Source organism: Psychrobacter sp. Ps3 (assembly GCF_022129275.1).
GTDB lineage: Bacteria > Pseudomonadota > Gammaproteobacteria > Pseudomonadales > Moraxellaceae > Psychrobacter > Psychrobacter submarinus.
The window spans coordinates 47,760-73,867 of the sequence record NZ_JADQAL010000013.1 but is presented as its reverse complement, the minus strand read 5'-3'; the positions used below and the strand labels follow the sequence as shown (position 1 = coordinate 73,867).

At 42.6% G+C, this 26,108-nt stretch carries 26 protein-coding genes; all 26 read right to left on the bottom strand.

Annotated features, from left to right (window positions below):
* Positions 1-123 precede the first annotated feature (123 nt).
* On the bottom strand, positions 124-1,212 hold the full coding sequence (locus I3248_RS06125) for a glycosyltransferase family 4 protein (protein WP_238062968.1): 1,089 nt from the start codon (positions 1,210-1,212) through the stop codon (positions 124-126).
* The gene (locus I3248_RS06120) at positions 1,199-2,401 is read right to left on the bottom strand and encodes a glycosyltransferase (protein WP_238062967.1); all 1,203 of its coding nucleotides are present in this window, start codon (positions 2,399-2,401) and stop codon (positions 1,199-1,201) included. The genes I3248_RS06125 and I3248_RS06120 overlap by 14 nt, the downstream gene beginning before the upstream one ends.
* The gene (locus I3248_RS06115) at positions 2,394-3,503 is read right to left on the bottom strand and encodes a glycosyltransferase (protein ID WP_238062966.1); all 1,110 of its coding nucleotides are present in this window, start codon (positions 3,501-3,503) and stop codon (positions 2,394-2,396) included. The genes I3248_RS06120 and I3248_RS06115 overlap by 8 nt, the downstream gene beginning before the upstream one ends.
* Positions 3,493-4,314, bottom strand: coding sequence for a formyltransferase family protein (locus tag I3248_RS06110; RefSeq protein ID WP_238062965.1), 822 nt, complete (start codon positions 4,312-4,314; stop codon positions 3,493-3,495). The genes I3248_RS06115 and I3248_RS06110 overlap by 11 nt, the downstream gene beginning before the upstream one ends.
* Positions 4,311-5,261, bottom strand: a complete 951-nt coding sequence (locus I3248_RS06105) for a polysaccharide deacetylase family protein (RefSeq protein ID WP_238062964.1) — start codon at positions 5,259-5,261, stop codon at positions 4,311-4,313. Before I3248_RS06105 ends, I3248_RS06110 begins: the two co-directional genes overlap by 4 nt.
* Before the next feature lie 131 nt (positions 5,262-5,392).
* The gene (locus I3248_RS06100; RefSeq protein WP_238062963.1) at positions 5,393-6,292 is read right to left on the bottom strand and encodes a glycosyltransferase family 52; all 900 of its coding nucleotides are present in this window, start codon (positions 6,290-6,292) and stop codon (positions 5,393-5,395) included.
* Between the two features lie 89 nt (positions 6,293-6,381).
* The gene (gene pseI, locus I3248_RS06095) at positions 6,382-7,452 is read right to left on the bottom strand and encodes a pseudaminic acid synthase (RefSeq protein WP_238062962.1); all 1,071 of its coding nucleotides are present in this window, start codon (positions 7,450-7,452) and stop codon (positions 6,382-6,384) included.
* Positions 7,442-8,089, bottom strand: a complete 648-nt coding sequence (locus I3248_RS06090) for a formyltransferase family protein (RefSeq protein ID WP_238062961.1) — start codon at positions 8,087-8,089, stop codon at positions 7,442-7,444. Before I3248_RS06090 ends, pseI begins: the two co-directional genes overlap by 11 nt.
* A 59-nt stretch (positions 8,090-8,148) precedes the next feature.
* A complete protein-coding gene (gene pseG, locus I3248_RS06085; protein ID WP_238062960.1) occupies positions 8,149-9,282 on the bottom strand; it encodes a UDP-2,4-diacetamido-2,4,6-trideoxy-beta-L-altropyranose hydrolase in 1,134 nt (377 codons plus the stop codon).
* Entirely contained in the window at positions 9,279-9,983 is a 705-nt protein-coding gene (locus I3248_RS06080; RefSeq protein ID WP_238062959.1) for an acylneuraminate cytidylyltransferase family protein, read from the bottom strand. The genes pseG and I3248_RS06080 overlap by 4 nt, the downstream gene beginning before the upstream one ends.
* A complete protein-coding gene (locus tag I3248_RS06075) occupies positions 9,977-10,732 on the bottom strand; it encodes an SDR family oxidoreductase (protein ID WP_238062958.1) in 756 nt (251 codons plus the stop codon). Before I3248_RS06075 ends, I3248_RS06080 begins: the two co-directional genes overlap by 7 nt.
* Complete coding sequence (locus tag I3248_RS06070; protein WP_238062957.1) at positions 10,729-11,628, bottom strand: Gfo/Idh/MocA family oxidoreductase; 900 nt, start codon at positions 11,626-11,628, stop codon at positions 10,729-10,731. The genes I3248_RS06075 and I3248_RS06070 overlap by 4 nt, the downstream gene beginning before the upstream one ends.
* Positions 11,625-12,509 (bottom strand): aldo/keto reductase, encoded by an 885-nt coding sequence (locus tag I3248_RS06065; protein WP_238062956.1) that lies wholly within the window; start codon positions 12,507-12,509, stop codon positions 11,625-11,627. Before I3248_RS06065 ends, I3248_RS06070 begins: the two co-directional genes overlap by 4 nt.
* Entirely contained in the window at positions 12,502-13,677 is a 1,176-nt protein-coding gene (gene pseC, locus I3248_RS06060) for a UDP-4-amino-4,6-dideoxy-N-acetyl-beta-L-altrosamine transaminase (RefSeq protein ID WP_238062955.1), read from the bottom strand. The genes I3248_RS06065 and pseC overlap by 8 nt, the downstream gene beginning before the upstream one ends.
* Positions 13,678-14,676, bottom strand: a complete 999-nt coding sequence (gene pseB / locus I3248_RS06055) for a UDP-N-acetylglucosamine 4,6-dehydratase (inverting) (protein ID WP_238062954.1) — start codon at positions 14,674-14,676, stop codon at positions 13,678-13,680.
* Positions 14,677-14,888: 212 nt separating this feature from the next.
* Positions 14,889-16,187: a DUF4910 domain-containing protein gene (locus I3248_RS06050; RefSeq protein WP_238062953.1), complete on the bottom strand. Its 1,299-nt coding sequence runs from the start codon at positions 16,185-16,187 to the stop codon at positions 14,889-14,891.
* 165 nt (positions 16,188-16,352) lie between these two features.
* A complete protein-coding gene (locus I3248_RS06045; RefSeq protein ID WP_238062952.1) occupies positions 16,353-17,441 on the bottom strand; it encodes a glycosyltransferase in 1,089 nt (362 codons plus the stop codon).
* A gap of 56 nt (positions 17,442-17,497) precedes the next feature.
* Positions 17,498-18,484 carry a phosphoribosyltransferase family protein gene (locus I3248_RS06040; RefSeq protein WP_238062951.1) on the bottom strand — a complete coding sequence of 329 codons (987 nt, stop codon included), beginning with the start codon at positions 18,482-18,484 and terminating at the stop codon, positions 17,498-17,500.
* Positions 18,485-18,662: 178 nt separating this feature from the next.
* Entirely contained in the window at positions 18,663-19,658 is a 996-nt protein-coding gene (locus I3248_RS06035; RefSeq protein ID WP_238062950.1) for a glycosyltransferase, read from the bottom strand.
* A 97-nt stretch (positions 19,659-19,755) separates the two neighbouring features.
* Positions 19,756-20,301, bottom strand: coding sequence for a GNAT family protein (locus I3248_RS06030; RefSeq protein WP_238062949.1), 546 nt, complete (start codon positions 20,299-20,301; stop codon positions 19,756-19,758).
* Positions 20,302-20,364: 63 nt separating this feature from the next.
* Entirely contained in the window at positions 20,365-21,558 is a 1,194-nt protein-coding gene (locus I3248_RS06025) for an ATP-grasp domain-containing protein (protein WP_238062948.1), read from the bottom strand.
* Positions 21,555-22,625 carry a DegT/DnrJ/EryC1/StrS family aminotransferase gene (locus I3248_RS06020; RefSeq protein WP_238062947.1) on the bottom strand — a complete coding sequence of 357 codons (1,071 nt, stop codon included), beginning with the start codon at positions 22,623-22,625 and terminating at the stop codon, positions 21,555-21,557. Before I3248_RS06020 ends, I3248_RS06025 begins: the two co-directional genes overlap by 4 nt.
* Before the next feature lie 45 nt (positions 22,626-22,670).
* Complete coding sequence (gene rfbD, locus I3248_RS06015) at positions 22,671-23,561, bottom strand: dTDP-4-dehydrorhamnose reductase (RefSeq protein WP_238062946.1); 891 nt, start codon at positions 23,559-23,561, stop codon at positions 22,671-22,673.
* Positions 23,551-24,141, bottom strand: a complete 591-nt coding sequence (gene rfbC / locus I3248_RS06010; RefSeq protein WP_238062945.1) for a dTDP-4-dehydrorhamnose 3,5-epimerase — start codon at positions 24,139-24,141, stop codon at positions 23,551-23,553. The genes rfbD and rfbC overlap by 11 nt, the downstream gene beginning before the upstream one ends.
* Position 24,142: 1 nt before the next feature.
* Complete coding sequence (gene rfbA, locus I3248_RS06005; protein WP_238062944.1) at positions 24,143-25,045, bottom strand: glucose-1-phosphate thymidylyltransferase RfbA; 903 nt, start codon at positions 25,043-25,045, stop codon at positions 24,143-24,145.
* Positions 25,035-26,099, bottom strand: a complete 1,065-nt coding sequence (rfbB, locus tag I3248_RS06000) for a dTDP-glucose 4,6-dehydratase (protein ID WP_238062943.1) — start codon at positions 26,097-26,099, stop codon at positions 25,035-25,037. Before rfbB ends, rfbA begins: the two co-directional genes overlap by 11 nt.
* Between the last annotated feature and the right edge of the window lie 9 nt (positions 26,100-26,108).

Genomic DNA, 26,108 nt, shown 5'->3' with positions numbered 1-26,108 from the left:
TCTAGGTCTTTTTTTCACCTTGCATTTGGTATTGCACTTCATGTGTTAATCTAAGTAATATTTAAATATGAAACCAGCTAATAACACTAAGTAGACTACCTATGCTTGAGGCAGCACTCTATCTCATCTATGAGATACAAGCTTAAAAACGTCTGCTAATAAGGGTGCTTGTACTTGTAAAGAGTAAAAGTCTCTAACTGATTTCTTGCCCGCCTCGCCAAGCAATTGTCGCTGCTGTTTTGACTGTAATAATTTATTTAATGAGGTTTTCCACTGCTCTGCGCTATTAGCTAGATAGCCACACTGGCAACTGTCTATAATATCTATGTTGACTCCGACAGGGCTTGCAACTACTGGCTTAGCACAGGCCATATATTGAAGAAGCTTATAACCACACTTCCCCCTCTCCCACGGACCGTCTATCAATGGCATAATCCCAATATCAAACTGCTCAATATAGCTCGCCTCTGTACTCTCACTCCATGGAAGCACCTCAACGTCTAGCCCTTGTAGCTTATCTTGTATTTGCTGAGTAGCGCCGATCAGATGTATCTTAAAGCTGACTGTCTGTTTTAGCGCCAAAAACATCTCTTTTAGCTCTAATACATATGTCTCTGTGGTTGGCGAGCCAATCCAACCAATGATAGGGATTTCATTATCAGCCTCTATAGCTTGATAGCGACGGTTATCGAGTACCGTTGGGATAATGACCACTTTCTTGCTTGCTGAACTGGCAGCACGCTGAGCAAGATAAGCGTTCCCTGCGATGACTGTAGCAGCATTACGCATAACTTTATTAATTTTGTTTGATAGCAAAAGCCTGACTATCTTATGATTCGAGAGATCATAATTGTGGAAGACAGCATCATCATAATCAACGACGTAGGGCTTGCCCAATCTAGCCATGAGAGCTTCTGCCCAAGCTGGTAGATAAGGAAAAAGCTCTTTTTCTATCCAAATCACATCGTACTTCTTTAGCGCAGATAACTTATACAGCCTAGATAAATAGCGCTGCAATACTTTGGCTGTAGAGCGACCCTTGCTAGCATATAACTTGTGCAAATAATCATTGTCATAAAGAGGGAACACATCAACGACTATTTTCTCATCTTCTAAAAAAGGCAAATACTGCATAGAGCGTAAGCGGCTACTCGCGCCCATACGCGTATACTTGGAAAACAAAGCCACTTTGAGCACCCTATCTTTTTTCATGAGAGGTTATACTCCTATAAATTTGACGATAGCGCACAGCGCCTTTATCCGCAGAGAAATAATCCTCAGCAGCATCTCGGCAGCGCTGACTTAAGTTTTTGTCTTGATAAAGGGTATCTAACTTTTCTAACGCTTCATCGATTGCGTGCTGACTGCCATCTTCTATAACAACGCCGACTTGGTATCTCTCGATAAGACTTGCCATATCACCTACCCCGCTATTACCAATGACGGGAATGCCGCAAGCCAGAAACTCTCCTAAGCGAGTCGGTGCTGATCCAAGCTTGCTAATGCCTGCCGTAAAATACAGCAGCCCTGCTTTGATATCAGCTATATTTTTTGCAATGTCGTTCGGGCTTGAGCTTAAGATTTCTAACTTTGAAGGCTCGATCTCATACTTTTGCGCCATTGTTCGTAATGCTTGCGCTGAATCTCGAGTTACAATCTTAAAAGTTGCATCCTTATCTTTTCGCAATTGCGTTTTTAGTGATAAAAACAGCCAGTCTAAGTGATACCAGCCACTGATGACCGTGCCCATAGTGCCCAGTTTTTTATCCTCGATCGCTACGGTAGATAGCTTAAATCTCTCCAGATCAACACAAGTGGTAATGACAGAGAATTTTTGAGTGTTTAATTGTGGCTGTTGCTGTTGCAAGTAATTTACTGCCGCTTCAGTCAGGCTAACCACATGCGCGGTATCTTTGAGTAGCTTAGTCTCTAACCATTCCAACACTTTGTGAACCGGGCTATGGCGATTTAGTCTGCCAGCCTCTATCATCTCCTCAAGCCACAAAGCGCGCATATCAAAGATGAAAGGCACCTGCGTTTGTTTGCTGACTAGCCAAGCGGCGATCGCTGGTATATAACTGCGGCAATGGATATGGTGCGCGCGATTAGAACGCGATAACTGCCAAGTGTGATAAATCAGAGACGATAAATCCCATAGCGTCGCTAATAATCTAGGTTTGTGATGATAGGTCTTAGGCTGCCAGTTAATGCCGTAGTGTTCACACTCTTTTTTTAACGCTTGTAGCTCATCAGACTTTGCTAAATCCTCAGCCTTCTCAAAGCTAATAATAGTAAATTGATACTCATCAGTAAGACGTGACAGATAAGCCAAGATTTGCGAGCGGCCTAAAGGCTCAAGTAAGCCTGTATAAGAGAGATAAAGCACTTTTATTTTAGACATAGTTATCTATCCTTTCAGGAAACATGACGTCTAAATACTGATTGGCTATTTTTTCTGGCGAGAAGTCAGCGGCTCGGTTTTTTAGTACTTGTTCATCTTGCGGTTGCTGTAAAGACTCAAGCATGGCTTTTGCTAAAGCGTCAGCGTCGCCAACAGGTACTAACCTGCCGTATTCTCCTTCTGCTAGAATCTCTCTTGGTCCAGACTGACAATCAGTTGAGACTACAGTAACGCCGGCACTCATCGCTTCTACTATGACGTTGCCAAAACCCTCATAGTCAGAAGATAAGACAAATAAATCTGATTGGACGTATTCAGCCGCGACATCTTTTTTGAACCCAGTCAAAGTCACACAATGCTGCAAATTTAGATCTGCAATGAGTTTTTCCAATTCACCTCTGAGCTCCCCCTCGCCGACTATCACCAGCTCAGCATCAATGTGCTCTAAAAGCTTGGCAAATGCTTTAATCAATAACGCTTGGTTTTTTTGGCGCTTAAGTGATCCTACATTTATGATTCTAAAATAGCCTCTTAAACTTCCTTTCGCTGCATCACCCTGAATAGTGACATCGATTGGATTATAAATAACATTGAATTTACTCTTGAACAGGCCTGATAACTGTTGAATGTCTGCTGCAACCCCATTAGAAACCGCCAAGCGGACGTCAGCTAGCGGATAGATCCATTTAATAGTCTGTGCCAGCATCCTTTTGTTAGACCTACTATTTGTAGCGGTGGAAAGCGATAGAGTATTGTGATCACTGACAACCATACGGCCACTACACCTTGATAGTCGAAATGCAATAGTGGCTATCACGGTCAATGGCCACATAACAGCGATAAGTATCTCAGGATCATGGTTTCTTAAGTATGAAAGAAGAGGCGCAAACGACCCTCTTATCTTTTTACTATCGATATCAATAATATGAACCTTGGCATCTAAGCTGTCTAATAACTCACCCTTTTTTTGGATCAGTAACATATCGACTGCAAAGCCTTGCTTAATAAATGCAGCAGATAAGTTAACAAACACCTTTTCAGCGCCGCCGCCGTCAAGGTTTGGTAGGAATATGGCTATTTTCCTTTTATTATCAGTGCTCATATTCGCGGTCTCCTACGGTGAGTACATCAAGACCTTGAAGCTTTTCTAGCTTACTTATTTTGTAGTGGAGTAAAAAATTACCATACGCTTTAGCTATCTTCGCTGCAGTCCATTGTTTGCTATAAAACACCCGACCTTTATCAATATCATCTTGCTCGATATTCGGTAAATCCTCATCGCGCGTAAAGCTTGCAATAGCTTGTATAAGAAGATCATGGCCATGAGTCATCACCTTTTTGTGCAACTCTAGCAAGCTCTCATTACCGAGTAGCGGCGTTCTTTCAGTTCTTATCAAATTACCGCTATCTATGCCTTCATCTAGCCACATAACGGTATTACCTATCAGTTGAAATGCATTGTTTGCTAAACACCAGTTAGTGCAGTTAGGGCCGCCTTTGACATAAGGAGAGAGACCGGTATGCAAGTTCATTATTTTGCCACTAAGGCCAATTTCCATTATCAGCTCAGCGGTTAGTAGGTTGGTTCCTGAGACCACGACCAACTCAGGCCTGATGGCTTCTACTAAGTCTACAACGGCCTGCGAATTGACATCATCAACCACTAAACGTTCAACTGAGGTAAACCCATTGAGATTCTTTTGAAAACTCGCCTGCATTTTTCGCCAAGCAATAGAGAGCGGTAAAGACAGTACTTTCTTCATTCCTTTAGAGATAAGACGATCTTTTATCGCGTTTTTTGTAGTGCTTTTTTTGTTGACAATGATTACCGCATCTAAAGCAAAGTCTTGATGCATGCGTTCACACAAATATTTATGGTTAGGCTGATTGCCGATGAGCGCTATAATTTTCATGTGATTAAAGCCCTCCTGCCAAACGACTTATACTTGGCTTCATCCATACTGCTCACATCAAAGGTAAACCGATTAAACACCTCACTCCTGCTAGGACTATATTTATCCCCTACCAATAGAATATGGTCAAACCCTTGCTCTTTTGCTTGTTGTACTTGTTTCTTTGTCGCACTACCATTAGGGAAAGCGTAAATATTACACTCCAGCGATAAATCTTCTGCAAAATACGTTTTACACTTCTGTAGATCCTCTAAAAAATAGTCTTCCTGCTGACTCTCCATCGACAGATGCTCATAAGAGTGCGCACCGATTTCATGCACAGCAGCGATATCTAGGATGTCCTGTTTCGTCATGGCTGACGCACATAAAAACTCTGGATAATTCAGCAAAAAATCTAGTAGCACTTCTCTTTGCAGGACAAACTGCGCTGCTGGCAGATATTTGATCGCAAAAGATGCTGCTCGGCCTACCTCATGCCTATCGCCGTCGGTAGCTATCTCTAAAGGTATTTTCTTTAACAGCTCAATAGGGGCTTTACCGATGAAGTCTTGTAGTAGCACGTTGACAGGAGGCAAACCCGTCTCAACGCTATAAGGGATAATATTTTGATTGACACGCACCTTGTGCTTATCTAGTACTGGCACCGCATAGTCTATAAAGTCTTTGTAGCCATCATCAAACGAGAGAATAAGCTTAGGTCTATGGCTTTGTATCTGCTCTAATTCAGAAAACAAGCAAATATAAAACTCTTTTTTTAGATAAACAATGAGCTCATTAAATAGCGCTGGCGCTAATGCATTATAGGTGCTACCAGTATTAGGTGCGACTCTATGGAGATTCAGCACCGTAATCACCTCGTTGCTCACTAGTCTTTTTTTTCTAGCGTGCAATCTAGCCGTCGTTGTCAATGTACGAAAAGCGAGAGTCTTAAGTGAGTAATTTTTCATTGCTTGAATCTCTCTTGTTATCTATATATTCACTTATACTTATATACTTTATACCATAAAAAACGTCAGGATAATTTATGTAGGCTTTAAAATGAATAATAATTTAGGATAATTAATCACTATCTACTGAGCTAATCATCACTTAACAAGTCAATAAACTTGATATCTTTATAATTTCGTAATGAGTATGCGGCAGTAGTATCGTAGTGATAGACAGTTAATTTGTCTTTGCTGGCGCGTTGCATATAGACTAAAACTGCCTCTGCGGGACTACTAAGCCTAGTAACTTTTTCGTGGTTTAACCATGATTTTTCGCGCGGGTGCATAATGTATAAATCAGTGCTATCCATTAGCTCAACGGCTTTTTGTCTTAACTTCGTTTGCTGGCGTTCACTAAAGTCTTGGAAGGCAGTTCCCAAAAAAATGGTACTAACCTGTGCCGGCAGCTCATCTACATCTCTTTGATCTAATAGCTTGCTCCAATCCCACTGCAGAGTCATTACTCTATCTTTTTCAACGATATTTTCTAAATCAGCAAATACGGTATAGTGCCGCTTGCTCCGAGCTCTTAAGTACTTAGCGCCGCCCTTAGGAAATAATAGTTTAGAAATTAGCCCTTTAAAACCTGGTCTAGCTAAAGGTGTCTCGCAAAAATACTTTGAATTCTTTTGTACGTTATAAGATCCATCGTCAAAAGTATTAATCTGCGCAAAAGGAAATAATTTAGCGGCGAGCGCAAAAGAAAAACTATCAACACCGGCCAAAAACACTTTGCCTTTTGTCAAAGACACTATCATCTGCATTGAGACATATTTAGCAACGTTCTTCAAAAGCTTATCACTAGCAAATACATCTATACTAAAAACCGCTTCTTTTTTGATTTTGTCATAGGTCGCATAAACTTCAGGTGCATCTTCGTTTTTGTGATCAAAATAACAAACCACTAAGACATAAGGGCTTACCTTTTCGATACTGATGATTTCTTCTATAATTAGAGATTGCAGTCTGGTTCTTACAATAAAAACATTCATTTTAATCATCCCTTATGTCATTAGCTGCGAATCTTAATAGTTATGCTAACCTCGCATTCTAATTTTAGAGGTTTGTTATTTAGTATCGATTACATCTCAGTCTCAAACAGGCCCGCTATACTATCGCTAGTTACCGCAGTATTTGCTTTGACATCTCGTTTAAGCCTTCTTCCTATCACTTCATTCAGATATTTAGGCGCTAAGCCAAATCCAGGACGCACACTACGTATAGAGTCCTCAGTTATGATGTCGCCTTCATACAAATCTTTTATAAAATAAAGTGAGCGGCGAAACTTAGTGTTGGTTTCTTCACTGGCTTTTCGACTGTAATCTACCTGCCCAAGCGCTTGCCAAACTGTTCTGCTATCTCGGCATAACTGATTCAAACCTGCAGGCTCTAGCGAAAAGCTATCATCAGGACCACCGCCATTGCGATCGAGGGTAAAGTGTTTTTCAATAATAGAGGCGCCAAGGGCAATGCTAGTGAGCGCTGTGATGTTATCCAAAGTGTGATCAGACAGACCCGTGATCAACCCAAAACGCTCAATCATATCTGCTAGGGTACGCAGGTTATAATCTGACGCAGGTGCAGGATAACCGCTGACGCAGTGCAAAATAGCTAGTTGCTTACAGCCACCGACACGCGCTGCCTCTATCGCCTCTGCTATTTCCTCAGCATTAGCCATGCCCGTAGACATGATCATCGGCTTGCCTGTACTTGCGACATATCTGATCAAAGCTAAATCCACAACTTCAAAAGAAGCTATCTTATAAGCAGGAGCGCCTAGATCCTCTAGTAGATCGACAGCAGTATTATCAAAAGGTGAGCTAAAGATAGTGATACCAATCTTACGAGCATAATCAAAAAGTGGCTTATGCCAGTCCCAAGGAGTATGAGCCCATTCGTACAAATCATATAAAGTGCGCCCCGCCCACAGTCCCTCTGTAATCTGAAAATCCGGTAAGTCTGACTTCAATGTAATAGTATCTGGCCTATAGGTTTGTATTTTTATGGCGTCGGCGCCGGCACTTTTGGCTGCCTCAACAATACGCAGTGCTGCCTCCAGCTGGCCATTGTGGTTCGCTGACATCTCAGCGATGATATATGGCGCTTGATTACGGCCTATCACCCGACCATTGATATGAATATTACTTATCATTTGCCTTCTCCAAAGTCATCTTATATCGCTGCCCATGTATGTCGATGTATGCCGGAAAGCGCTTAGGGTCACAGACTCGAATCTTATCGAACTGACTTGCTATACTCTTAAAAGGATCAATAGCACTATCTGCTGGGGTACGCTTTGGATAATAGGTCGGTTCTATATTTGGATCTTGTAGCTTTGCTAAGACACTATTAAAGTTATCAATAGCGAAGTTAATCAGCTCAATCTCTTTTGTAAATAGTAGCTCGTTTATCTCATTCCATAGCGCATGTTTGGGAACTTGAAACCTTATCTTTTTCCATATTTTGCCGCTATCTACCACATCTTCAGCTTCTAGCAGGCTAAGGGTTAGCTCCTCCTTACCCTCTAAGATGCTCCATATATGAGGGCTCCAACCTCTGCCTTTTGGTAAGTCGCTGGCATGCAGTACTAAGCAGCTCCTATAAGCTTTGCGCTCTTGACTAGAGATAATCTCTGCACAGGAGAGCAAAAATAACAAGTCACCGCCGGACAAATCCTGCTTCTGACGTACCAGCTCTATCTCATGCTGACTTTTATTCTCTTGCATCCACGCAGATAGATAGACATTGATCGGGTGTCTTGGGTCACTACATAGGAAACTGATTTTCATAGTCTCTCCTTGAAGCTTGTGTAAAAATATCAGTACCACAAAGTGTTGGTAGAATAGCTTTAGGGCAATAAAACCTCTGCAAGGCGCGATACTCCTAATCCATCAGTAATACTGCTGGCCACCCTACTCATCTCACGCAGCTTAATTACGACTGACGTTATACAACGATCAAGTGCTAAAGGCTCAGACTCTAGTTTTGCTAAATTAAAGCGCTGTGCAGCACCTGCCTCTTCTAAGGCGTCAGCAATAACTCGTTGATTATCTGCTAGTACTAGCATAATCGTTGGCAGTCCGAGACAGCATCTCTCCCATGATGTCGACCCTGCCGCGCCGATAGCCAAATCACTATTTGCCATAAGCTCAGCCATGTTATCTACTGCTACCTTCACCGCCGTAGGCCACGGCATGGTTGCGGCTTGTTGCTTTACTGCAGCAATTGATGGCGATGTCGAGCCCATCACCACAGTAATGGCGCACTCATTAGGTAGCACTTTGGTTTGCAGCGCTTTTAGGACTTTGCTAGTGACATTATCTTTATCAACGCCGCCTAAATTAATCAAAATACTTGTAAGCTTATTATGCTGTCGCTGCTCTAAGCTGTAGTCTCTCCACTTAGCAAACTCAGGTCTGAGTAAGGCATACATAGATCCGCAAAGTACCTGACACTTTGCAGGAGTCAAGACAGCATAGTCTTGTGGGTTGCGACCAAAGTTTTGATCGAGTAACACTTCGCAAGCGTGAGGCCTGTCTGCTAAATCATCGATCACCATCAGATTTTTGCAAAAGGGGTGCAGTTCTTTCTCCCAGCTTGCGTCTAAGGCGTAGTGATCAACGATGAGCCAATCAGGTTGTAGCCCCTCTACTATCAAGCGGCTAAGCTCAGCATCTCGGTGTTGCGAGCTTGCCAACCAGTGGCTATGAGTAAGGGTAGGAGCAAGAAATGACCGATCTTCTGGTTCAACAGCTATGTCGTTTTCTAAAGGAAGTGCGTAAACTTGATAGCCATGCTGGCGTAAATCCTCGATTAAATTACCCTCATGCTCGCGGCAGATAAAAAAGCACTCAGCTCCTTGTCGAGCTAGCTCATCCGCTAATGTTAGGCAGCGCATTACATGGCCAGAGCCTATTTGGATAGAAGCATCGCAACGAAAGACAACTTTGTAGCTTTGCTTTTTGATAGTGAGTGTTGTCATAGCGCATACTCGCTGGCTAGTACTAATGCCTGTGCCATCTTTAAATCTTGATAGTCGTCTATATCCATAGCGCTTCTTTGCGATATAGACTCAAAAGTATGATTGGGTGAGTAGAAAGTTTTGTGCGTTAGCAAGGCTTGCACTGTCGATATCCATACCGCGCCTGTCGGGCAATATAGCTTTGGCAAATCTTGTGAGCGCTGCGTCAAAGTTTTAGCAAAGATCTGCGCAGGTTTACCGCTCTCATCCAAGGTTGCAGCCCACCATGGATTCATCCATCCATACTCAAAACAGCTAATCTGAGCGCTGCGCTGCTTAGTCTCAAATACCGAAACCAAGCTTTTTATATCTTCGCTGGTACGCAGTGGACAATTAGCCATTAACTGCACCACCACTTGGTACTCTTCTTGCCAATGAGCCATAGCTTGCTTCAAAGCAAAAATAGTGGCCTCGCTTACGCTAGCATAATCATCAGCGCAGTCTGTTCTGAGAAAAGGTACTTCAGCTCCAGCACCCCTAGAAACCTCTGCTATCGCTGAATCATTCGTAGAGACCAAAATGCGATCAAATAACTGTGACTCTTGCGCTGCCTTAATCGTCCAGACAATCATTGGCTGACCATTAAAGTCCGTGATGTTTTTTTGCGGAATTCGTTTTGAGCCGCCGCGAGCCGGAATTATGGCAATTCTAGGTTTTACCATAATGTCCACCCGCCATCAGCCTGGATAGTTTGCCCATTAATTGCTTTGCAATTATCTGAAACTAAAAAATCTAAAGGTCCTATGATGTCAGAATCCGATAGCATACGACCACTGGGGTTAAGCTGTGCATATCTATCTTCAAAGCACTCATCAACACGCCCGCTGACCCCGCCATAGGCGATACAATTAACCCTTATGTCTAATTTGGCAAAGCGTACCGCTAGCTCCTTGGTTAGATGTATCAAGGCCGCTTTGGCAACCCCGTATTGAATCGGCGACTGTTTTGGATACTCTTCGTATAGAGCAGGGTTGGCAGCGACGATTCCGTATTGCGAACCTATATTGGTGATGGTAATAAGCTCGCTTGGCTGAGTATTGAACAGCGCCATTGACAGCTCATAAGGTACCACCACATCTAACAAATACTCGGCCAAAAAGTCTTCGCGGCTGGCCTGACCTAACGAGTCGGTCTGCAAAAATGAGCGACTACGTGCATTATTGATTAAGTGATTGACGCGATACCCGTCATCTTTAATGCGTTTAACCAATTCTAGTGCCGCCTGCGGTTGAGTAAAATCGACTATGAGCGGTATCAAACAACTATCGTCAGCCAGCTCTTTTATTAAACTATCGGCATTATTTTGAGAAGTAGTGGTAAATAATATTTGCCAGCCTTTATTGGCAAAATGTCTAACAAATTGTCGGCCAAACTTACCGGTACCGCCAGTGATTAAGATTGTCGCTGTCATTGGCAACCTCTCTCAAGTATTTGTACGACCTTAGTATTAAATGCTCTATCTGACATTACTTTATTGTCTAAGATGCCTTGTATAAAAGCTTGTAAAGCGCTTTTGAAAGCTGAGAATGAATCGTTAAAGGTAAAGTCTTTCCAAGTATTAGTACCGAATATTCTGATAAAGATGGGGGTTTGAATCTCACCCAGTGCAAAAAAGCTAGTCTGTATGCCACTGCTCCAATAAACCTTTAGACTACCCGAGCTATCACCTCTATTGGTAATAGGAACTGTCATCTCGATTGGTTCGTCTTCTTTGGATAGCATATTTAGCACTGGCTCAACAATATGAACCGCATACTTAGACCAAGATTTTGGGGTAAAGGCTGCAATCTGTTTGATATTTCCTAGTTTTTGATGGTCTGCTGCGCTCAGTGCTAACTGCGCACTGTATCTAAGCGCTGAACAGGTAAAAATCTGACCGGGGTATTGCTCTAAAGCATATAACTGATTTAACTCATCGATGGATAAAGCAATGGGCTTATCTATATAAATAGGTAAACCTGCTGTTAAAAAGGGTTCAGCAAACCGCAAATGGTTATGAGCATCATCACGAGCCAAAAGAATAGCATCTACTTGTCCAATCATATCCGCGTAGCAAGAGACCACTTGCTCTATTTTGGCCGCTTTGGCAATATGCCTAGACAGCGCTATATCTTGTGTCCATACCGCAGTCACTTCTGCGCCACCAATTTGACTTGTAGGCCAATTTTGTTTTTCGAGATAACGCGGTATAACAGGATAGCCACAGTTTTCCATTTCCGCTGAATCGTAACCATTAAAAATAGCACTCCAAGAATAAGGATGGCCGTTGCCCTCAGATGATCCTATAATGCCTAATCTCAATGTCATAGTAGCCACCTCGATGGATTAAGCAGACCTTCATCTGTGGATTGTAAGAAGCTAGGAATATCAATTCTAGGCATATCGATGGCAGTGATGATCTGTTGCAACTGCTGGACGTTATCTACCCCCACTATGATTTTGTCGATATCGGCTTGCTGATTCAGATAGCTCAGGCAGGCTTGTAGAGGCGAGAGGTTTTGTTCGGTTAGCCAATGATGATAGGTGCTAAGGAGTGGCGACCATGGCGCAAAATATAACGGAATCTTGGCGTTTGGCATCAGTAAAAGACCTTGTAAAAAAGCCGATCTGATATGTATCCCTACGCCTGATTTTTTTAATTGATGAATCATCCCCGTATCTTCCATGCGCCTATCAAATATATTCATCGGCGCTTGAACGATATCGAAGTCAAACCTTTTGATAAGCTGAGACAGCTCATTAGGACTATAGACAGAAACACCAATTTGACTCACCAACCCCTGCTCTTTGAGTCTTAATACTGACCTGTATAGCTTATCTCCAACGGGTTCAAGCAGTTGGGCTGGCCGGTGCAGTAATAAACTGTGTAATTTACTGATATGTAAGCGCTTTAACGAGGCTCGTACTTGTTTTGCTACCCATGCGTCTATTTTAAGACAATCATGCGGCACCTCAGATAGCTTGCTGACTATGCTAAATGTCGTCAGATTTTGCTGACCTAACACTGCTTCACTATCACCATAACTAATGGCGGTATCGAGCATAGTGATATCAGCGGCGCGAGCAGTACCTATTATTTCATCAACCGTAGCGCTTGAGGCTTTACCGCTCATATTAGCAACACCATAGGACAGGCCAAATTGCGCGGTACCTAGGGCAAGCTTGTGACTAGAAGCTAGGCTACACATCCTCTCCTCCCAATATGGCTTTGAGTACCGAGCAAACCTGGTCTTGCTGCTTCTCAGTCAGCGCCGGATACATAGGTAAGCTCATTGCTTCTTTATAATAGCGCTCAGCTTTTGGGAACTGACCGGCCGTAAAGCCTATCTGTTGATAATAAGGTTGCCTATGTACAGGAATATAATGCAGATTGACCATAATCCCGGCAGCGCGCATGGCATTGAAAGCAGCAATATGGCTAATGCTAGTAGTATGGTTTTCTAAAGGTATGCGAATGACATATAAGTGTCTGGCAGAATAACTGTCTGAGTGTTGCCATGGCAATATAATCGGTAGGTTTTGGAGTTGTTTATCATAGCGCTCTGCAAGCCGATGCCGTTTGCTAACAAACTTTGCTAGTCGCTGCATTTGCGATAAGCCAAGAGCGGCTTGCATCTCTGTCATCCGATAATTAAAGCCCAGATCAAGCTGCTCATAATACCAAGGGCCATCCATAGGCTGCGTCATTAGACTCTCATCGCGAGTAATACCATGGCTACGTAACAAACGTAGTTTTTCTGCTAAGTCGGCACAGTTAGTGACAGCAGCTCCGCCCTCAGCACTAGTGACTATCTTGACAGGATGAAAGCTGAATACCGTAATATCACTATAGCGACCATTGCCGATCGGCTCATCTTGATATCTACCGCCAATCGCATGTGAAGCATCTTCAATAACGCTGAAGCCGTATTTTGTTGCCAGCTTAGCTATCGCTTGCATATCACAAGGTTGACCACTGAAATGGACGGGAATCACTATTTTTGGTAATTTTCCTACTTTTTCTGCGGCAATCAGCTTATTTTCTAATGCCTGTGCACAGAGATTGTAAGTCCGCGGGTCGATATCTACGAAGTCCACTTTAGCGCCGCAGTACAGCCCGCAATTAGCCGTCGCCACAAAGGTATTTGGCGTTGTCCACAGCCAGTCCCCTTGACCCAAACCTAACGCCAAACAAGCTAGATGTAAGGCAGAGGTTGCACTGTTTACCGCGACCGCATACTGCGCATTACAAGCTTTTGTAATAGCTCGCTCAAAAGCAGGAACCTGAGGCCCTTGGGTCAAAAAATCTGACTGTAGCACCTCAACCACGGCATCGATATCCTGCTGACTAATAGTGTGGCGACCATAAGGAATCATTTAGATACTCCCTATCTTTTCACGGTTGCTCGTGATCCACTCTTGCAAGTCATCATCTGTCATCCACACAGGATTGCTATCACTAGTGTAGACGAAACCTTGCGAGACTTTTTTGCCATCTTTGATACGTTTTGGACAGGACGCCCAATTATTTATCATGGGTAATATTTTGAAGTATTCAGCATACTCGTAGGTGTAGCAAGCATCTTCACTACTGATCATCTGTTCATGCAACTTCTCACCTGCACGGATGCCTATTATCTGCTGCTTAGCCTCTGGAGCGACCACTCGAGCTAAGTCAGCCACTTTCATCGAGGGTATTTTTTTGACGTAAATCTCGCCACCGACCATATCCTCAAACGCGTGCCATACTAATCTCACCCCGTCCTCTAACGAGATCATAAAACGCGTCATACGAGGATCGGTAATGGGCACTACACCTGTGTCTTTAATCGACATAAAAAATGGAATCACGGAACCACGAGAGCCCATGACATTACCGTAGCGAACAATTGAAAACTTGGTACCGTGTTCATCAAAGGCACAATTTCCGGCGATAAACAACTTATCTGATACTAGCTTAGTCGCGCCATACAGGTTAATCGGGCTACTGGCTTTATCAGTAGATAGCGCCACTACGCCTTTGACCGCTTTGTCGATGCAAGCGTCAATGAGATTCATAGCACCATGAATATTGGTTTTTACACATTCAAAGGGATGGTATTCTGAGGTAGGAACAATTTTGGTAGCAGCAGCATGTACGACATAATCGACAGTATCTAAAGCGCGGTACAATCGATCCTTGTCACGGACATCGCCAATATAAAAGCGCACTCGCTCATCACCTTTAAACTTTTTGGCCATCTCCCACTGTTTCATCTCGTCACGTGAAAAGATAATTATCTTTTTTGGATTATATTTCTCTAAGGTCATCCTGACAAAAGTATTGCCGAAAGATCCTGTACCGCCAGTTATAAGGATAGTGCTATTACTTAACATGTAACATCCCTCTACTAGTCGTAAGCTCAATAACGCAATATTTAACGTTTGTTTATTAAATTATTTTTAACAAAACTATAACACACATATATATGTAAAATACAGAGTATATAGATAACAAAAACAAAATAACTGAAATTATTATTAACTGCAGTTAATCTAAAACACTAAAGATAACTGAACGCTTTGAGCTGTAGTCTTTGCGCAAGTATTTAGTGAATACTTTTTAGTAATTGCTCAGCTTTTAATTGATTTATAATATCGACAAGCTCCCAAAGCGGCACCTTTATTTTTTCTGCTATCTCTAAATTACTACTAACCCCATCACAATAAGCGAGAAAGTTCATCATATTCTGCACCTTAGCCTCCCCTTCTTTTGTACCGATAGTCGGATACAGACCACGCTTACCAAGTTGAGGCTCACCGAGCACCGTCGTGGCAAGCGTCTCATTGGATTCAAGGCACTGGATGGCTTTTTTTAATACTCGATAACTACCAAGTAAGCCGCTAGCCGTTACCAGCTCTAAATCATCTAAGGAAGTATGATATTCAGGGTAGCAGCCATACTTAGTCCTCATAATAGAACAGACAGGCAAATCTATCCCGCTACTACAATACTGCCGCTCATCACTACCTCTATCTAAAAATGAATAACTCACATATTCTGGATGGGTATGGGCTAAAACATGCTTAGCGACTTGATCAGCTAGCGTATCACCAGTTCTTGAAGGCAGATATGAATAAGCTCTATCATCACCTACGCAGGTAATATTGAAGCCTGCGATGATGTTCTCTTTCATGGTTTTGTAATGGCGGCTGAGGTAGGTAATAGAACCGATGGTTTCAGGAATGATGATGATACGGTAGGTATATTTTCTAGAGGGTAAGCTCAACAGCCATTTGGCTAAGAAGGCGGTGACAACTGGACCTGACAATTCGTTATTGGCCATCGAAGGATGGCATAAATAACTGGATAAAAACACTTCTTGCTCTGTTTCGCCTGCGATGATCAGCTCACCATAAGTGAGACTGCCCGCTGTTAACTCACTATCAACATAGACCTGGTAACTGCCAGATTTGAGCGTCGCTCTTTGCTGCTCGGTGATGCAAAACCCCCATCGCTTTTGATAGTATGAGGTAATATAAGGAATGGCATCAGGCTGATTAGGCAATGAATATAAATGGTTTTGTAGCATCTCCAACGATATCTTTTGATTTATGGGCGTGGAATAACCGACGACGTGCAAATTGCAGACCTTAAAATCGCAGATCTTGTTACCATCAGGAGTGATGATATAAGCATCTTTGATGTTCCATTCTTCTGGCACTTCCCAGTCAAAGCACTGAGTACCCGTAGCAACTTCAAAAAACTGCAAATCATCGAGTTGTACATCGTTTTTTATTATCGCTAAAGACTTACGAAAGCCATCGCCCGTTATGCTACGACATATAGGAAACAGCTTTTCACAAAGCTTGTGCATACTGATGCCAGTATCTATAACCGTTTCCATATGCCATCCTTACTAAATTGGAGTAGTAACTACCCTGAGCTTACCGCTACTACTTTTTCAATTAAAGCTTCATTTAAATCGTCAAAAATCTATCATTCAACACAACTACAGACAAAATAGATAAAAGTCAGTTTTGCAAGAGACTACCTTTTCTTAAGCTTTAATTTAGGTGATATCAGGGAACATAATAGCCAGGTACTGAGCGGAGATTTTGGCTACTGAGAAGGTAGAAGCGTGACACTTTAGCGCTTCATAGTCATGCTTTCGCGCTAATGATTCAAGCATAGCGCTAGCTAAAGCCTCAATATCACCTACTGGCACTAAGGCGCCATATTTACCCCCTTCAAGAATCTCTCTAGGGCCGCACTCACAATCGGTAGCGACAACGGGGGTTCCTGCATCCATAGCTTCGACAATCACATTGCCAAAACCTTCGTAATCAGAAGACAGGACAAATAAGTCAGCGTGAGTGTAGTAAGCAGAAGGGTCATTAACGAATCCGGTTAAAACAACGTCTTGTTGTAAATTAAGCGACTCAATCAATGTCTCATACTCACTCCTTAAATCGCCATCACCTACAATATAAAGCTTGGCTGTTACTTTTTCTCTGACTAGCGCAAAGGCTTCAATCAATAGCGCATGATTTTTAACTTTTTTATAACGCCCGACTGTTATGATTGCTAGTCCATCGTTGATCGCAAAAGGACTTCGAGTTTGTAGTTCATCTAGATCTATTTTAGAGGCAGGGTTGTAGATCACTTTAATAGACTCTAAAGGTAGTGACGCTAAGGTAGAGATGTCCTTGGCGACACCTTTTGACACAGCAACTACCTCATCACTCAACCGATAAGAGAGCGCCATACTGGCTCTAAGACTTAGATCGTGCCACTTACCTTTAGGCTGATATTGCGCTGACAAAATGCCATGATCGCTGATCACACACATGGTCTTTTGTAGACTGAGCTTAGTCGCTAGAGCAGCAACAACTGTCAATGGCCACATCGCTGCTAATATAACCTCTGGTTGTTCTTGACGGATATAGCGTACTAAGCTAGGAAGCAGCATTCTATATCTGGTTACATTGAGCACAGTTACTCGAATGTCTTTAGGGATAAGCTCTAGTAACCCACCTCTTTTTGATAACAACAAAAACTCAACATCATAATGAGCACGCCACTCCTTAGCTAGGATAAGGCGCATGTTTTCGACACCACCCTCGCGCATATCAGGAAGAAGTATAGTTATTTTTTTCAAAATAGCTCCGTATTATTGAGTTGAGCCTACAGGACTAGTATTTGCTCTTTGATTGATTAGTATTTGAATATTAATGCCCTATATATTGGCCTGATGGCTTTTTTTAGAGGGCTTGGTAATTTGACGGCAATAGCATGCTCCCATTGTTTTAATAAACTTTTAGGCGGCTTCATAAATATTTTGCTTAGGCTGGGCATATACATCTGATTATCACCCGTACAGAACACGGGCTTGCCGGTAGCAGTCATAATGGCCAAGGCTTGCGCTGGTGCACTTTCTATAAATAGATCGAGCCCGGACTGACTATAATAGGCAGCCTTATGTTTGGCGTGCGCGCCTAGCTTTTGACGTTCTTTTTTGCTGGGCAGATCTAGCATGATTAATTCATCGTATTGTATATTGTGTGCCTTGAGCCATTGCTCAGTCTGCGGGCGATATTTCTCAAGCCTACTAGTGACTAAAGCTTTTAACTTAGTGCTGGGCAAGTGCAGTGGTTTGGCATTCAATATAAAATGAATATAGTTATCACCATCATCGTTTTCATCTTCTGTAGGGTCTATACACAGTACGCCATCTATATCTAAGCAAGCGTTTTTCATCAGTCTTGAATGAAAAATATTCCACTCAAACACCCGTGGCCTTTTGACATGTTCCAGATAAATATCGATATCAGGTTTGTTTTTTTTATCTGAATAGATGGCGCAGGTAGTGATATTCTTTTTAATATTGTCTGGTATGCTTTCTAATGCTAGCTGCATCGCTTTACCAGTTACGATACTATCGTCTACCAGTAAAACCTTTTGTGCATCCATAGCATAGATGAGAGACATCTTGGTATTCCTAGATACGCCCGAAGTCAATTTTTCATTCTTGATGAATGAATCTAGGCTAGTGACATGGACGTTGAGATAAAGTCCTATCATGTACGCGGGTATCATGCCACTACGGGGGATACCAACAATCAGATCATAGCCTTCATTATTTAGTTTGAATAAGTTGTTATTGATATCAATGGAGAGGTCGGCAAAAGATTTATAATTCATAGCTTTTCTCGCAACTTTTCAATATTATTTTGTCCAAATCTAATTTATGTTTTGGGTCGTATAACTAATAGTTAACATAAGTATGCTATAGCGTTTACTTGTTGTAAAGAATTATATTCTTTATTTTGAATATATATTTAAGACAAGCCCTATCTAACTAGTACCTGCTCTGAGCGCTTTAAAACCTAATTCTTAACAGACCTAACAACAACCTAATGTCCGTTCTTTGCAGACGTCTAATAGGCTTAAAAGAGGCGAACCAGTGTGTTCTATACTTTTTGAAATCTCCCTGCTGCAGATGCCTATTAGCCAAGTTAAGATGTATCGCCGTAGCTTTATGATGAACATATTGGCTATCAGGAACCTGTAAATAGGCTTCTAGCTCTTTTAAGCTGTTCAGCATTCTCTCACTTTTTTTAAAAAACCTATGATCATCGCTGACCACCCTATTTGTCCAAGAGCCACTACCGCCGACACGATAAACGCTACAGACCTCTGGTAAATAATGTACGCCGCCAATAGCGCTTATTGCTTCTAAAAAAAAGTCGCCAATGGGCACTCTAGCAAAAAACTCCGGCATCACTGCTACTTTGTCTCTAGCGATAACCATAGAAGCGGTCGGACAGAACTGCCCTGCTGTGGTATAAACGAGCTTTGACGACAGCACGGTTTCATACTCTCCGTGGCTAGTAGAGACATCGATGATTTGGTTATCCGTACAGATATGAGCGCGGTGAATGGATAGGAATATTTTAGGATTTTTACGTAAAAATGAGACTTGCCGGCTGATTTTATCGCTACAAGTCCAAAAATCGTCGCCTTCACACAAAGCGATATAGTCCCCTTGCGCTCTTGGGAAGTTAAAGGTCGGACTGATTTTTATACCCTTAGAATACTGATTCTCAGTTTGATAGATAGGTTTTATGATATTGGGATATCTTTGCTCATAGTCGCGAATGATATCTGCCGTGTTATCTTTTGACGCATCATCATGGATTAACACCTCAAAAGGATAGTCGGTTTGTTGCATCAAAAACCCATTCAAGGCGTCACGAATATAAGGCTCATGATTATAGGTAATACAGACAATAGACACTAAAGGCACAGTATAACTCTGTTGCCACTGCGCCATTATCTCCGCTTCAGGCTTAGGTTCAGGAGGGGATAAACTCATGCACTGAACCTTTGAGCTATCTACGTCAGTATTCACTTTACAATCCTTGTATGAAGTGCTGCAACTGGCCGCTAGTGCAAACGAGCCAGTCATCTACTTACTGGTATATTTTGATAACTTCGTCGTAATCTTCTCGAATTACAGACATCAAAACCAAATCTTGCGACCGGCCTTGTTTAAACACCGCCTTTCTCATGACGCCTTCTGCTTTATAGCCGCACTTTTCTAGTACACGTATCGATGCTTGATTATGCAGTAAAACACGTGACTCTATCCTCTCTAAGCCCAAATCATAAAAAGCATGATACAAAAGAAGTAGCGTAGCATGAGTACCAAACCCTTTGCCCCAGTAGGCTTTATTGCCAATGAGCTTTCCTGAGTTGGCAGTTCGATTAAAAAAGTCAATATTATTAAGGTATATATTGCCAATATAGTTGTCTGTGAGTACATCGCAGATAGCTAGCTTTAACTGCCCTTGCAAGTCGCCCGCTTGCTGCACCCATTTTTTCTCAAACTCACTGGAAACAAAATAACGCCGGCCGACAACCATGTTCCAAATCTGTTGATCTTGCCGCCAAGCGATAGAGGTTTGGTAATCCTCTAACTCTAAAGCTCTGAGATAAACCTTCATATTTTTTAGCATTGTGGTCCCCTATGAGCTTGGTTTGGATGTTAAGCGTTTTAGCTAACCACTGATTATCTAGGGTTACGCATATAACACCTGGACTAAATTGGCTATATTATTCATCTGCTGATCTCTTGTCTCAACCGTTGGAAACGCTAATAGTAGAACTCCAATTGAGGTATGCGAGCCGCAATATTGCTGCACGGCCTCGCCTTTTTTCTTAAACAGCTTTTTATAAAAGATAAACGGCTCTAGTGAAGAATCAATGTTTATACCGGCAAAAATGCCGTCTGTTTGCGCATGCAGGACATAATAAGCACCGATCTTGCGCTGAGTTTGCTGAAAAGCCTCATTGTGAACGACCTTTTGTCCCAAGCTAACTTTGAGAACCGCATCGACATAGTCAAACCCAGTTAAGCGCTCTTGCAATACAGGTACAAAGTTACCGCCGTTTCGAGCGCCCACTTCAATCAGGTACAGCTCATTATCACGGTTGAGTCGAGCTTCAACATTGATAGGACCATTGAGATATCCAGTATGAGTGGCTAGCTGCTCTAGCTGTCCTTTTAATTGCTGATAAACATCAGCATGCACCGTCGGCCAGCGGGTTGAGATCGGAATAAAGCTATCACTTTGAGTATAAAAGTACTGATCACCAAAATAGCCCGCGATCAGCTTACCGTCTTGCAAAAAGCCATCGCCATGAACTTGTGGACCCTGAAGATACTCTTCAATGATGCATCTATGGCTACGAGAGAAACTCAAGGCATAATCGATACACTCTAAAATATTGCTTTTAGTGTCAGTACTTAACCTAACGCCTTTGCTGCCCGAGCTATCCACCGGCTTGACGATATAGGGTTTATTATTATTTAGCCCAAATGGGATAGCAGCTGACTTGGTCAGATAAAAACTTGGTGTCCTCAGCCCAGCCTGTTTTAGCACTTGCCGAAACAAATCCTTATTCGAAAAAGTTTGAGCAGCTTGAGCACTAATACCGGGTAATCCCAACGCTTCGGCGACATACCCTATAGTCGGAATAGCTGGATCTGAGGCAAAGGTAGCGATACTATCTATCTTATAATCGATAGCCAATTGCAACACTGCGTCCTTGTCAGTAGTACTGATATTGATATATTTATCTGCTAGAGCATGACCTGGATTGTCCGGCAGATAATCACAAGTGAGTACATATAGACCCAGCTGTTTCGCCGCTTGGATCAACGGAACCTGAAACTCTGAACCGCCTAATATCAATATCGTTTTTGTTGTCATGACTCAATACACGCAATAATTTTATCTTGCTGTTGTTTTGTTAGACCCGTAAATAGCGGTAGGCAAAGGATACGGCTAGCTATGTCTCTTGAATGCTTACAAACTTGCTCATGGCCCAAATAGTCTAAGGTGTCCAGACTAGGATAGAAGTAACGTCTGGGGGAAATATGGTTTTTTTTCAACTGTGCCTCTACTCTTAATAACTCTGATTCGGAGTTGAAGAGTATGGGTGCATAAGCATGGTTATTCTTGCTTTTTTTATGCCAACGCTGAAAGATTAGCGTTTTTTTTGTCAAGGCTTGTCGATAGAGACGCCAGATTTTAGCTCTGCTATCCTTAATGTGCTCTATTTCATCTAACACACATAGCCCCATCGCTGCTTCAAACTCATTCATCTTAGCGTTGATACCCATAGCGTTGATTTGAGTGGCACTAGCGATACCGAAGTTCATCATCAGTCTTATCTTGCCCGCAAGCTCATCATCATTGGTGATAATGGCCCCGCCCTCAGTACTGTGAAACAGCTTAGTAGCATGGAAGCTTAAGGTACTGATATCACCATAATTTAATACGCTTTGGCCTTGATACTGGGTATCAAACGCATGGGCGCCGTCATAGATCACCTTTAAGTTATTTTTTTTGGCAATGTCTTGGATTTGCTCTACTTCACAAGGGTTACCAAAGACGTGTACAGGAACGAGAGCGCTGGTGTTTGTAGTGATTTTTGCTGCAATCTTAGTAGGGTCGATATTAAAAGTAGCAGGATCAATATCAACAAAAACAGGCTTTAACCCCTCCCAAACTAAGGTGCTGGTAGTCGCAACAAAACTAAAGGGCGTAGTGATGATCTCGCCTTTTAGCTCCAAAGCCTTGTAGGCGAGCTGCAAGGCTAGCGTTCCATTTGCCACTACTATCAAATGCTTGACACCCAAATAGTTCTGCAGACGACTTTCTAGCTCTTTTACCAGCTGCCCTTTATTGGTCAGCCAGCCACGATGAAAAATACCCTCTACGTAGTCTTGATAAGTGTCTTTATTTGGTAAATAAGCTTTTGTGACCGGTATCATGACATTCTCTCGTATGCGAATATGACTTATCTCTGTATAGTTGCCTCAGTAATGAGCTAAGCAGCTGTTTAGGCTTTGCGGCCATTGCGATAACTCAACCCCAAACTCCTGCTCGATTTTTGCTGTCGCTAATACTGAATGACTCGGCCGCTTCGCAGGCGTAGGATAGTCGCTACTAGGTATCGGCTGTACGCGACAATCGATATCGGCCGCTACAAAAATAGCTTTGGCAAACTCATACCAACTGCACTGGCCTTGGTTACTATAATGATAGATTTCTACCTCCTGACTGGCACGCTTAAGCTGAGGAATAATCTGTACAATCGCTCTCGCTAAGTCGCGAGCATAAGTCGGTGACCCAATCTGATCATTCACGACATTTAGCTGCTCTCGCTCTGGCCCTAGCCTGAGCATAGTGGTTAAAAAGTTACTACCAAATAAAGAATACAGCCAAGAAGTACGAATGATAATACTATTAGGTGGACTGATATCCTGCAGTGCTTGCTCACCTAATCGCTTAGTTTTACCATATACATTGTTTGGATGAGTAATATCTGTTTCCTTATAAGCTTGCTTGCTATCACCATCAAAGACATAATCAGTTGAGATGTGAATCATAGCGATGTCGTGCTTTTTTGCGACTTCGGCTAAGTGCTTAACCGCAAGATGGTTTATGGCATTGGCTTTATCCGCTTCACTCTCTGCTTTGTCTACGGCGGTAAAAGCGGCGCAATTAATAATATAGCTCACACTATTGGTACTACAAAAACTCTCAATCGCACCTTTATCGGTAATATCTAAGCGGCTTTTATCAGCGAAAATAAAGGCGTATCCTGCGCTTAAGCTGACTTTGTTTTCCCTAATATCCTCACTGAGATAGCGCAGCTCAGAACCTAACTGCCCGCCTGCGCCTGTCACTAAGATATTAGTACTCATAATCACTCGTCCGATAATAGTTGGCCTGATAACTAAATAACTCAGCATCAGCCAGTAGCGGTTGTTGTTGATCTTTTGCTGATAATAGTAGCTCGCTAGTAGGTAGACCCCAGTTAATTGTTAGTCTTGGGTCATCAAAAGCGATACCCCTATCCTCTGCAGGACTGTAGTAATTATCGACTTTATAACTAAAGATAGTGTTATCTTCTAACACCGCAAACCCATGAGCGAAGCCTCTTGGTATCAACACTTGCCTTTTATTATCAGCGGTAAGCTCAATAGCGACGTGCTGAGCAAACGTTGGACTACCCTTACGAATATCAACAGCGACATCCAGGACTCGCCCTGAGATAACTCGTACTAGCTTGCTTTGAGCGCTATTCCCTATTTGATAATGCAGACCACGCAGCACCCCGCGGTCAGATTTGGACTCGTTGTCTTGAATGAAGTTGACGCTATAACCCACAAAGCGCTCTAACACATCTTGACGATAGCTCTCAAAAAAGTAGCCGCGTTCGTCACCGTGCACTTTAGGTTCGATGATAATAACGTCAGCGATAGCCGTTCTCCTAAGCTGCATATCAACGCCCTACCTTTTTCTCGTTGGCTCGTCTAATCAGATATTGGCCATATTGATTTTTATGTAAAGGTTCGGCCAACGCCAGTAGTTGCTCACGATTGATATAGCCTTTTTCAAAAGCAATATCTTCAAGACAAGCCACTTTTAGACCCTGACGATTCTCTATCGTTTGGATGAAGTTACTAGCATCTATTAGACTCTCATGAGTCCCAGTATCAAGCCAAGCAAACCCTCGGCCCATCAGCTCGACATGCAGCTGCTCACGCTCTAGATAAGTCTGGTTTACTGTAGTGATCTCTAACTCGCCGCGCTCTGATGGGGTGACTTGTTTTGCAATATCTATCACTGAGTTTGGATAAAAGTATAAGCCCACTACCGCATAGGAACTTTTGGGTTCTGCAGGTTTCTCCTCGATACTCAACGCCTTGCCAGTCTCGTCAAAATCGACTACCCCGTAGCGATTCGGATCTTTGACATAGTAGCCAAACACAGTTGCATACTCATGACTTTCCACATTATCTTGAGCTTGTTTCAGCATTTTAACGAGGCCTTGACCATAAAAAATATTATCTCCTAATATCAAACAAACATTATCTTTACCAATAAACTCCTCACCAATGATAAAGGCTTGCGCTAAACCATCAGGGCTTGGCTGCTGCGCATATTGCAAGGAGATACCGAGTTGACTACCATCGCCTAATAAACGTTGAAACTGAGAGGCGTCCTCCGGCGTCGTAATAATCAAAATCTCTTTGATACCCGCGAGCATCAGCACTGAGAGCGGATAAAAGATCATTGGCTTATCATAAATCGCCATCAGCTGCTTACTGACCCCTTGCGTTAAAGGATAGAGCCTAGTGCCAGAACCGCCTGCTAAGATAATGCCTTTCGTATTATGACTCATGATGTACTCCTAATCGTTTGCGTTGATAGCTACCGTCTTGTACTCGCCGGCACCATGCTAGATTCTCTAAGTACCAGGTAATCGTTTTTTCAATGCCGCTCTCAAAAGTCTCTATCGGCGTCCATCCCAGCTCATTAGCCATTTTGCTAGCATCGATGGCATAACGTAAATCGTGACCGGGACGATCTTTGACAAAGCGGATTAGTGACTCATATTTAGCGCCATCCGCACGAGGCTGCTTTCGATCCAAAATCTGACAGATAATGGAGACGACTTCGATGTTTTGTTTTTCGTTATGACCTCCTATGTTGTATGTCTCGCCGACTTTACCTTCTGTGACCACTTTATAAAGCGCCCGAGCATGATCCTCCACAAACAACCAATCGCGGATCTGATCGCCTTTACCATAAATTGGCAAGGCGCTATTATCTAAGGCGTTTAGAATGACTAAAGGAATCAGTTTTTCTGGAAAGTGATACGGTCCATAATTGTTTGAGCAATTAGTAATAATGATGGGTAGACCGTAAGTACGACCCCAAGCTCGTACCAAGTGATCCGCGCTGGCTTTTGAGGCAGAATAAGGGGAGCTTGGTGCATAAGGAGTAGACTCAACAAATAGCGCATCCGTTTCTGCTAAGTCACCATATACTTCATCGGTTGAGATATGATGAAACCTAAAACGGGATTTATCGGTTTCTATAAGACCTTGCCAATACTGACGGGCCACCTCTAGTAACGTATAAGTACCGACGATATTAGTCGTAATAAACTCTGCTGGGCCATCGATGGAGCGATCGACATGGGATTCAGCGGCAAGATGCATCACCAAATCAGGCTTAAAATGATCAAAAACACTTTCTAATGCTTGGGCATTACAGATATCTAGCTGCTGAAACTGATACCTCGCGTTTTGATCGATATCTACTAATGACTCTAAATTGCCTGCATAAGTCAGCTTATCGATATTGCACACTTCATTATCGGTATTGTTAATGATATGGCGGACCACCGCAGAGCCGATGAAACCTGCACCGCCAGTAACTAATATATTCATAAGCTCCAC

Excerpts from the sequence above, each read along its gene's own strand:
- I3248_RS06035 (WP_238062950.1), bottom strand. The coding sequence starts at position 19,658 with ATGAGTTTATCCCCTCCTGAACCTAAGCCTGAAGCGGAGATAATGGCG.
- I3248_RS06110 (WP_238062965.1), bottom strand. The coding sequence starts at position 4,314 with ATGAAAATTATAGCGCTCATCGGCAATCAGCCTAACCATAAATATTTG.
- I3248_RS06075 (WP_238062958.1), bottom strand. The coding sequence starts at position 10,732 with ATGACAGCGACAATCTTAATCACTGGCGGTACCGGTAAGTTTGGCCGA.
- rfbA (WP_238062944.1), bottom strand. The coding sequence starts at position 25,045 with ATGAGTCATAATACGAAAGGCATTATCTTAGCAGGCGGTTCTGGCACT.
- rfbB (WP_238062943.1), bottom strand. The coding sequence starts at position 26,099 with ATGAATATATTAGTTACTGGCGGTGCAGGTTTCATCGGCTCTGCGGTG.
- I3248_RS06105 (WP_238062964.1), bottom strand. The coding sequence starts at position 5,261 with ATGAAAAATTACTCACTTAAGACTCTCGCTTTTCGTACATTGACAACG.
- rfbD (WP_238062946.1), bottom strand. The coding sequence starts at position 23,561 with ATGAGTACTAATATCTTAGTGACAGGCGCAGGCGGGCAGTTAGGTTCT.
- I3248_RS06050 (WP_238062953.1), bottom strand. The coding sequence starts at position 16,187 with ATGGAAACGGTTATAGATACTGGCATCAGTATGCACAAGCTTTGTGAA.
- I3248_RS06080 (WP_238062959.1), bottom strand. The coding sequence starts at position 9,983 with ATGGTAAAACCTAGAATTGCCATAATTCCGGCTCGCGGCGGCTCAAAA.
- I3248_RS06125 (WP_238062968.1), bottom strand. The coding sequence starts at position 1,212 with ATGAAAAAAGATAGGGTGCTCAAAGTGGCTTTGTTTTCCAAGTATACG.
- I3248_RS06040 (WP_238062951.1), bottom strand. The coding sequence starts at position 18,484 with ATGAATTATAAATCTTTTGCCGACCTCTCCATTGATATCAATAACAAC.
- I3248_RS06065 (WP_238062956.1), bottom strand. The coding sequence starts at position 12,509 with ATGTGTAGCCTAGCTTCTAGTCACAAGCTTGCCCTAGGTACCGCGCAA.
- pseG (WP_238062960.1), bottom strand. The coding sequence starts at position 9,282 with ATGACAACACTCACTATCAAAAAGCAAAGCTACAAAGTTGTCTTTCGT.
- I3248_RS06120 (WP_238062967.1), bottom strand. The coding sequence starts at position 2,401 with ATGTCTAAAATAAAAGTGCTTTATCTCTCTTATACAGGCTTACTTGAG.
- I3248_RS06115 (WP_238062966.1), bottom strand. The coding sequence starts at position 3,503 with ATGAGCACTGATAATAAAAGGAAAATAGCCATATTCCTACCAAACCTT.
- pseC (WP_238062955.1), bottom strand. The coding sequence starts at position 13,677 with ATGATTCCTTATGGTCGCCACACTATTAGTCAGCAGGATATCGATGCC.
- I3248_RS06100 (WP_238062963.1), bottom strand. The coding sequence starts at position 6,292 with ATGAATGTTTTTATTGTAAGAACCAGACTGCAATCTCTAATTATAGAA.
- I3248_RS06090 (WP_238062961.1), bottom strand. The coding sequence starts at position 8,089 with ATGAAAATCAGTTTCCTATGTAGTGACCCAAGACACCCGATCAATGTC.
- I3248_RS06070 (WP_238062957.1), bottom strand. The coding sequence starts at position 11,628 with ATGACATTGAGATTAGGCATTATAGGATCATCTGAGGGCAACGGCCAT.
- I3248_RS06030 (WP_238062949.1), bottom strand. The coding sequence starts at position 20,301 with ATGCTAAAAAATATGAAGGTTTATCTCAGAGCTTTAGAGTTAGAGGAT.
- I3248_RS06020 (WP_238062947.1), bottom strand. The coding sequence starts at position 22,625 with ATGATACCGGTCACAAAAGCTTATTTACCAAATAAAGACACTTATCAA.
- pseB (WP_238062954.1), bottom strand. The coding sequence starts at position 14,676 with ATGTTAAGTAATAGCACTATCCTTATAACTGGCGGTACAGGATCTTTC.
- pseI (WP_238062962.1), bottom strand. The coding sequence starts at position 7,452 with ATGATAAGTAATATTCATATCAATGGTCGGGTGATAGGCCGTAATCAA.
- rfbC (WP_238062945.1), bottom strand. The coding sequence starts at position 24,141 with ATGCAGCTTAGGAGAACGGCTATCGCTGACGTTATTATCATCGAACCT.
- I3248_RS06025 (WP_238062948.1), bottom strand. The coding sequence starts at position 21,558 with ATGACAACAAAAACGATATTGATATTAGGCGGTTCAGAGTTTCAGGTT.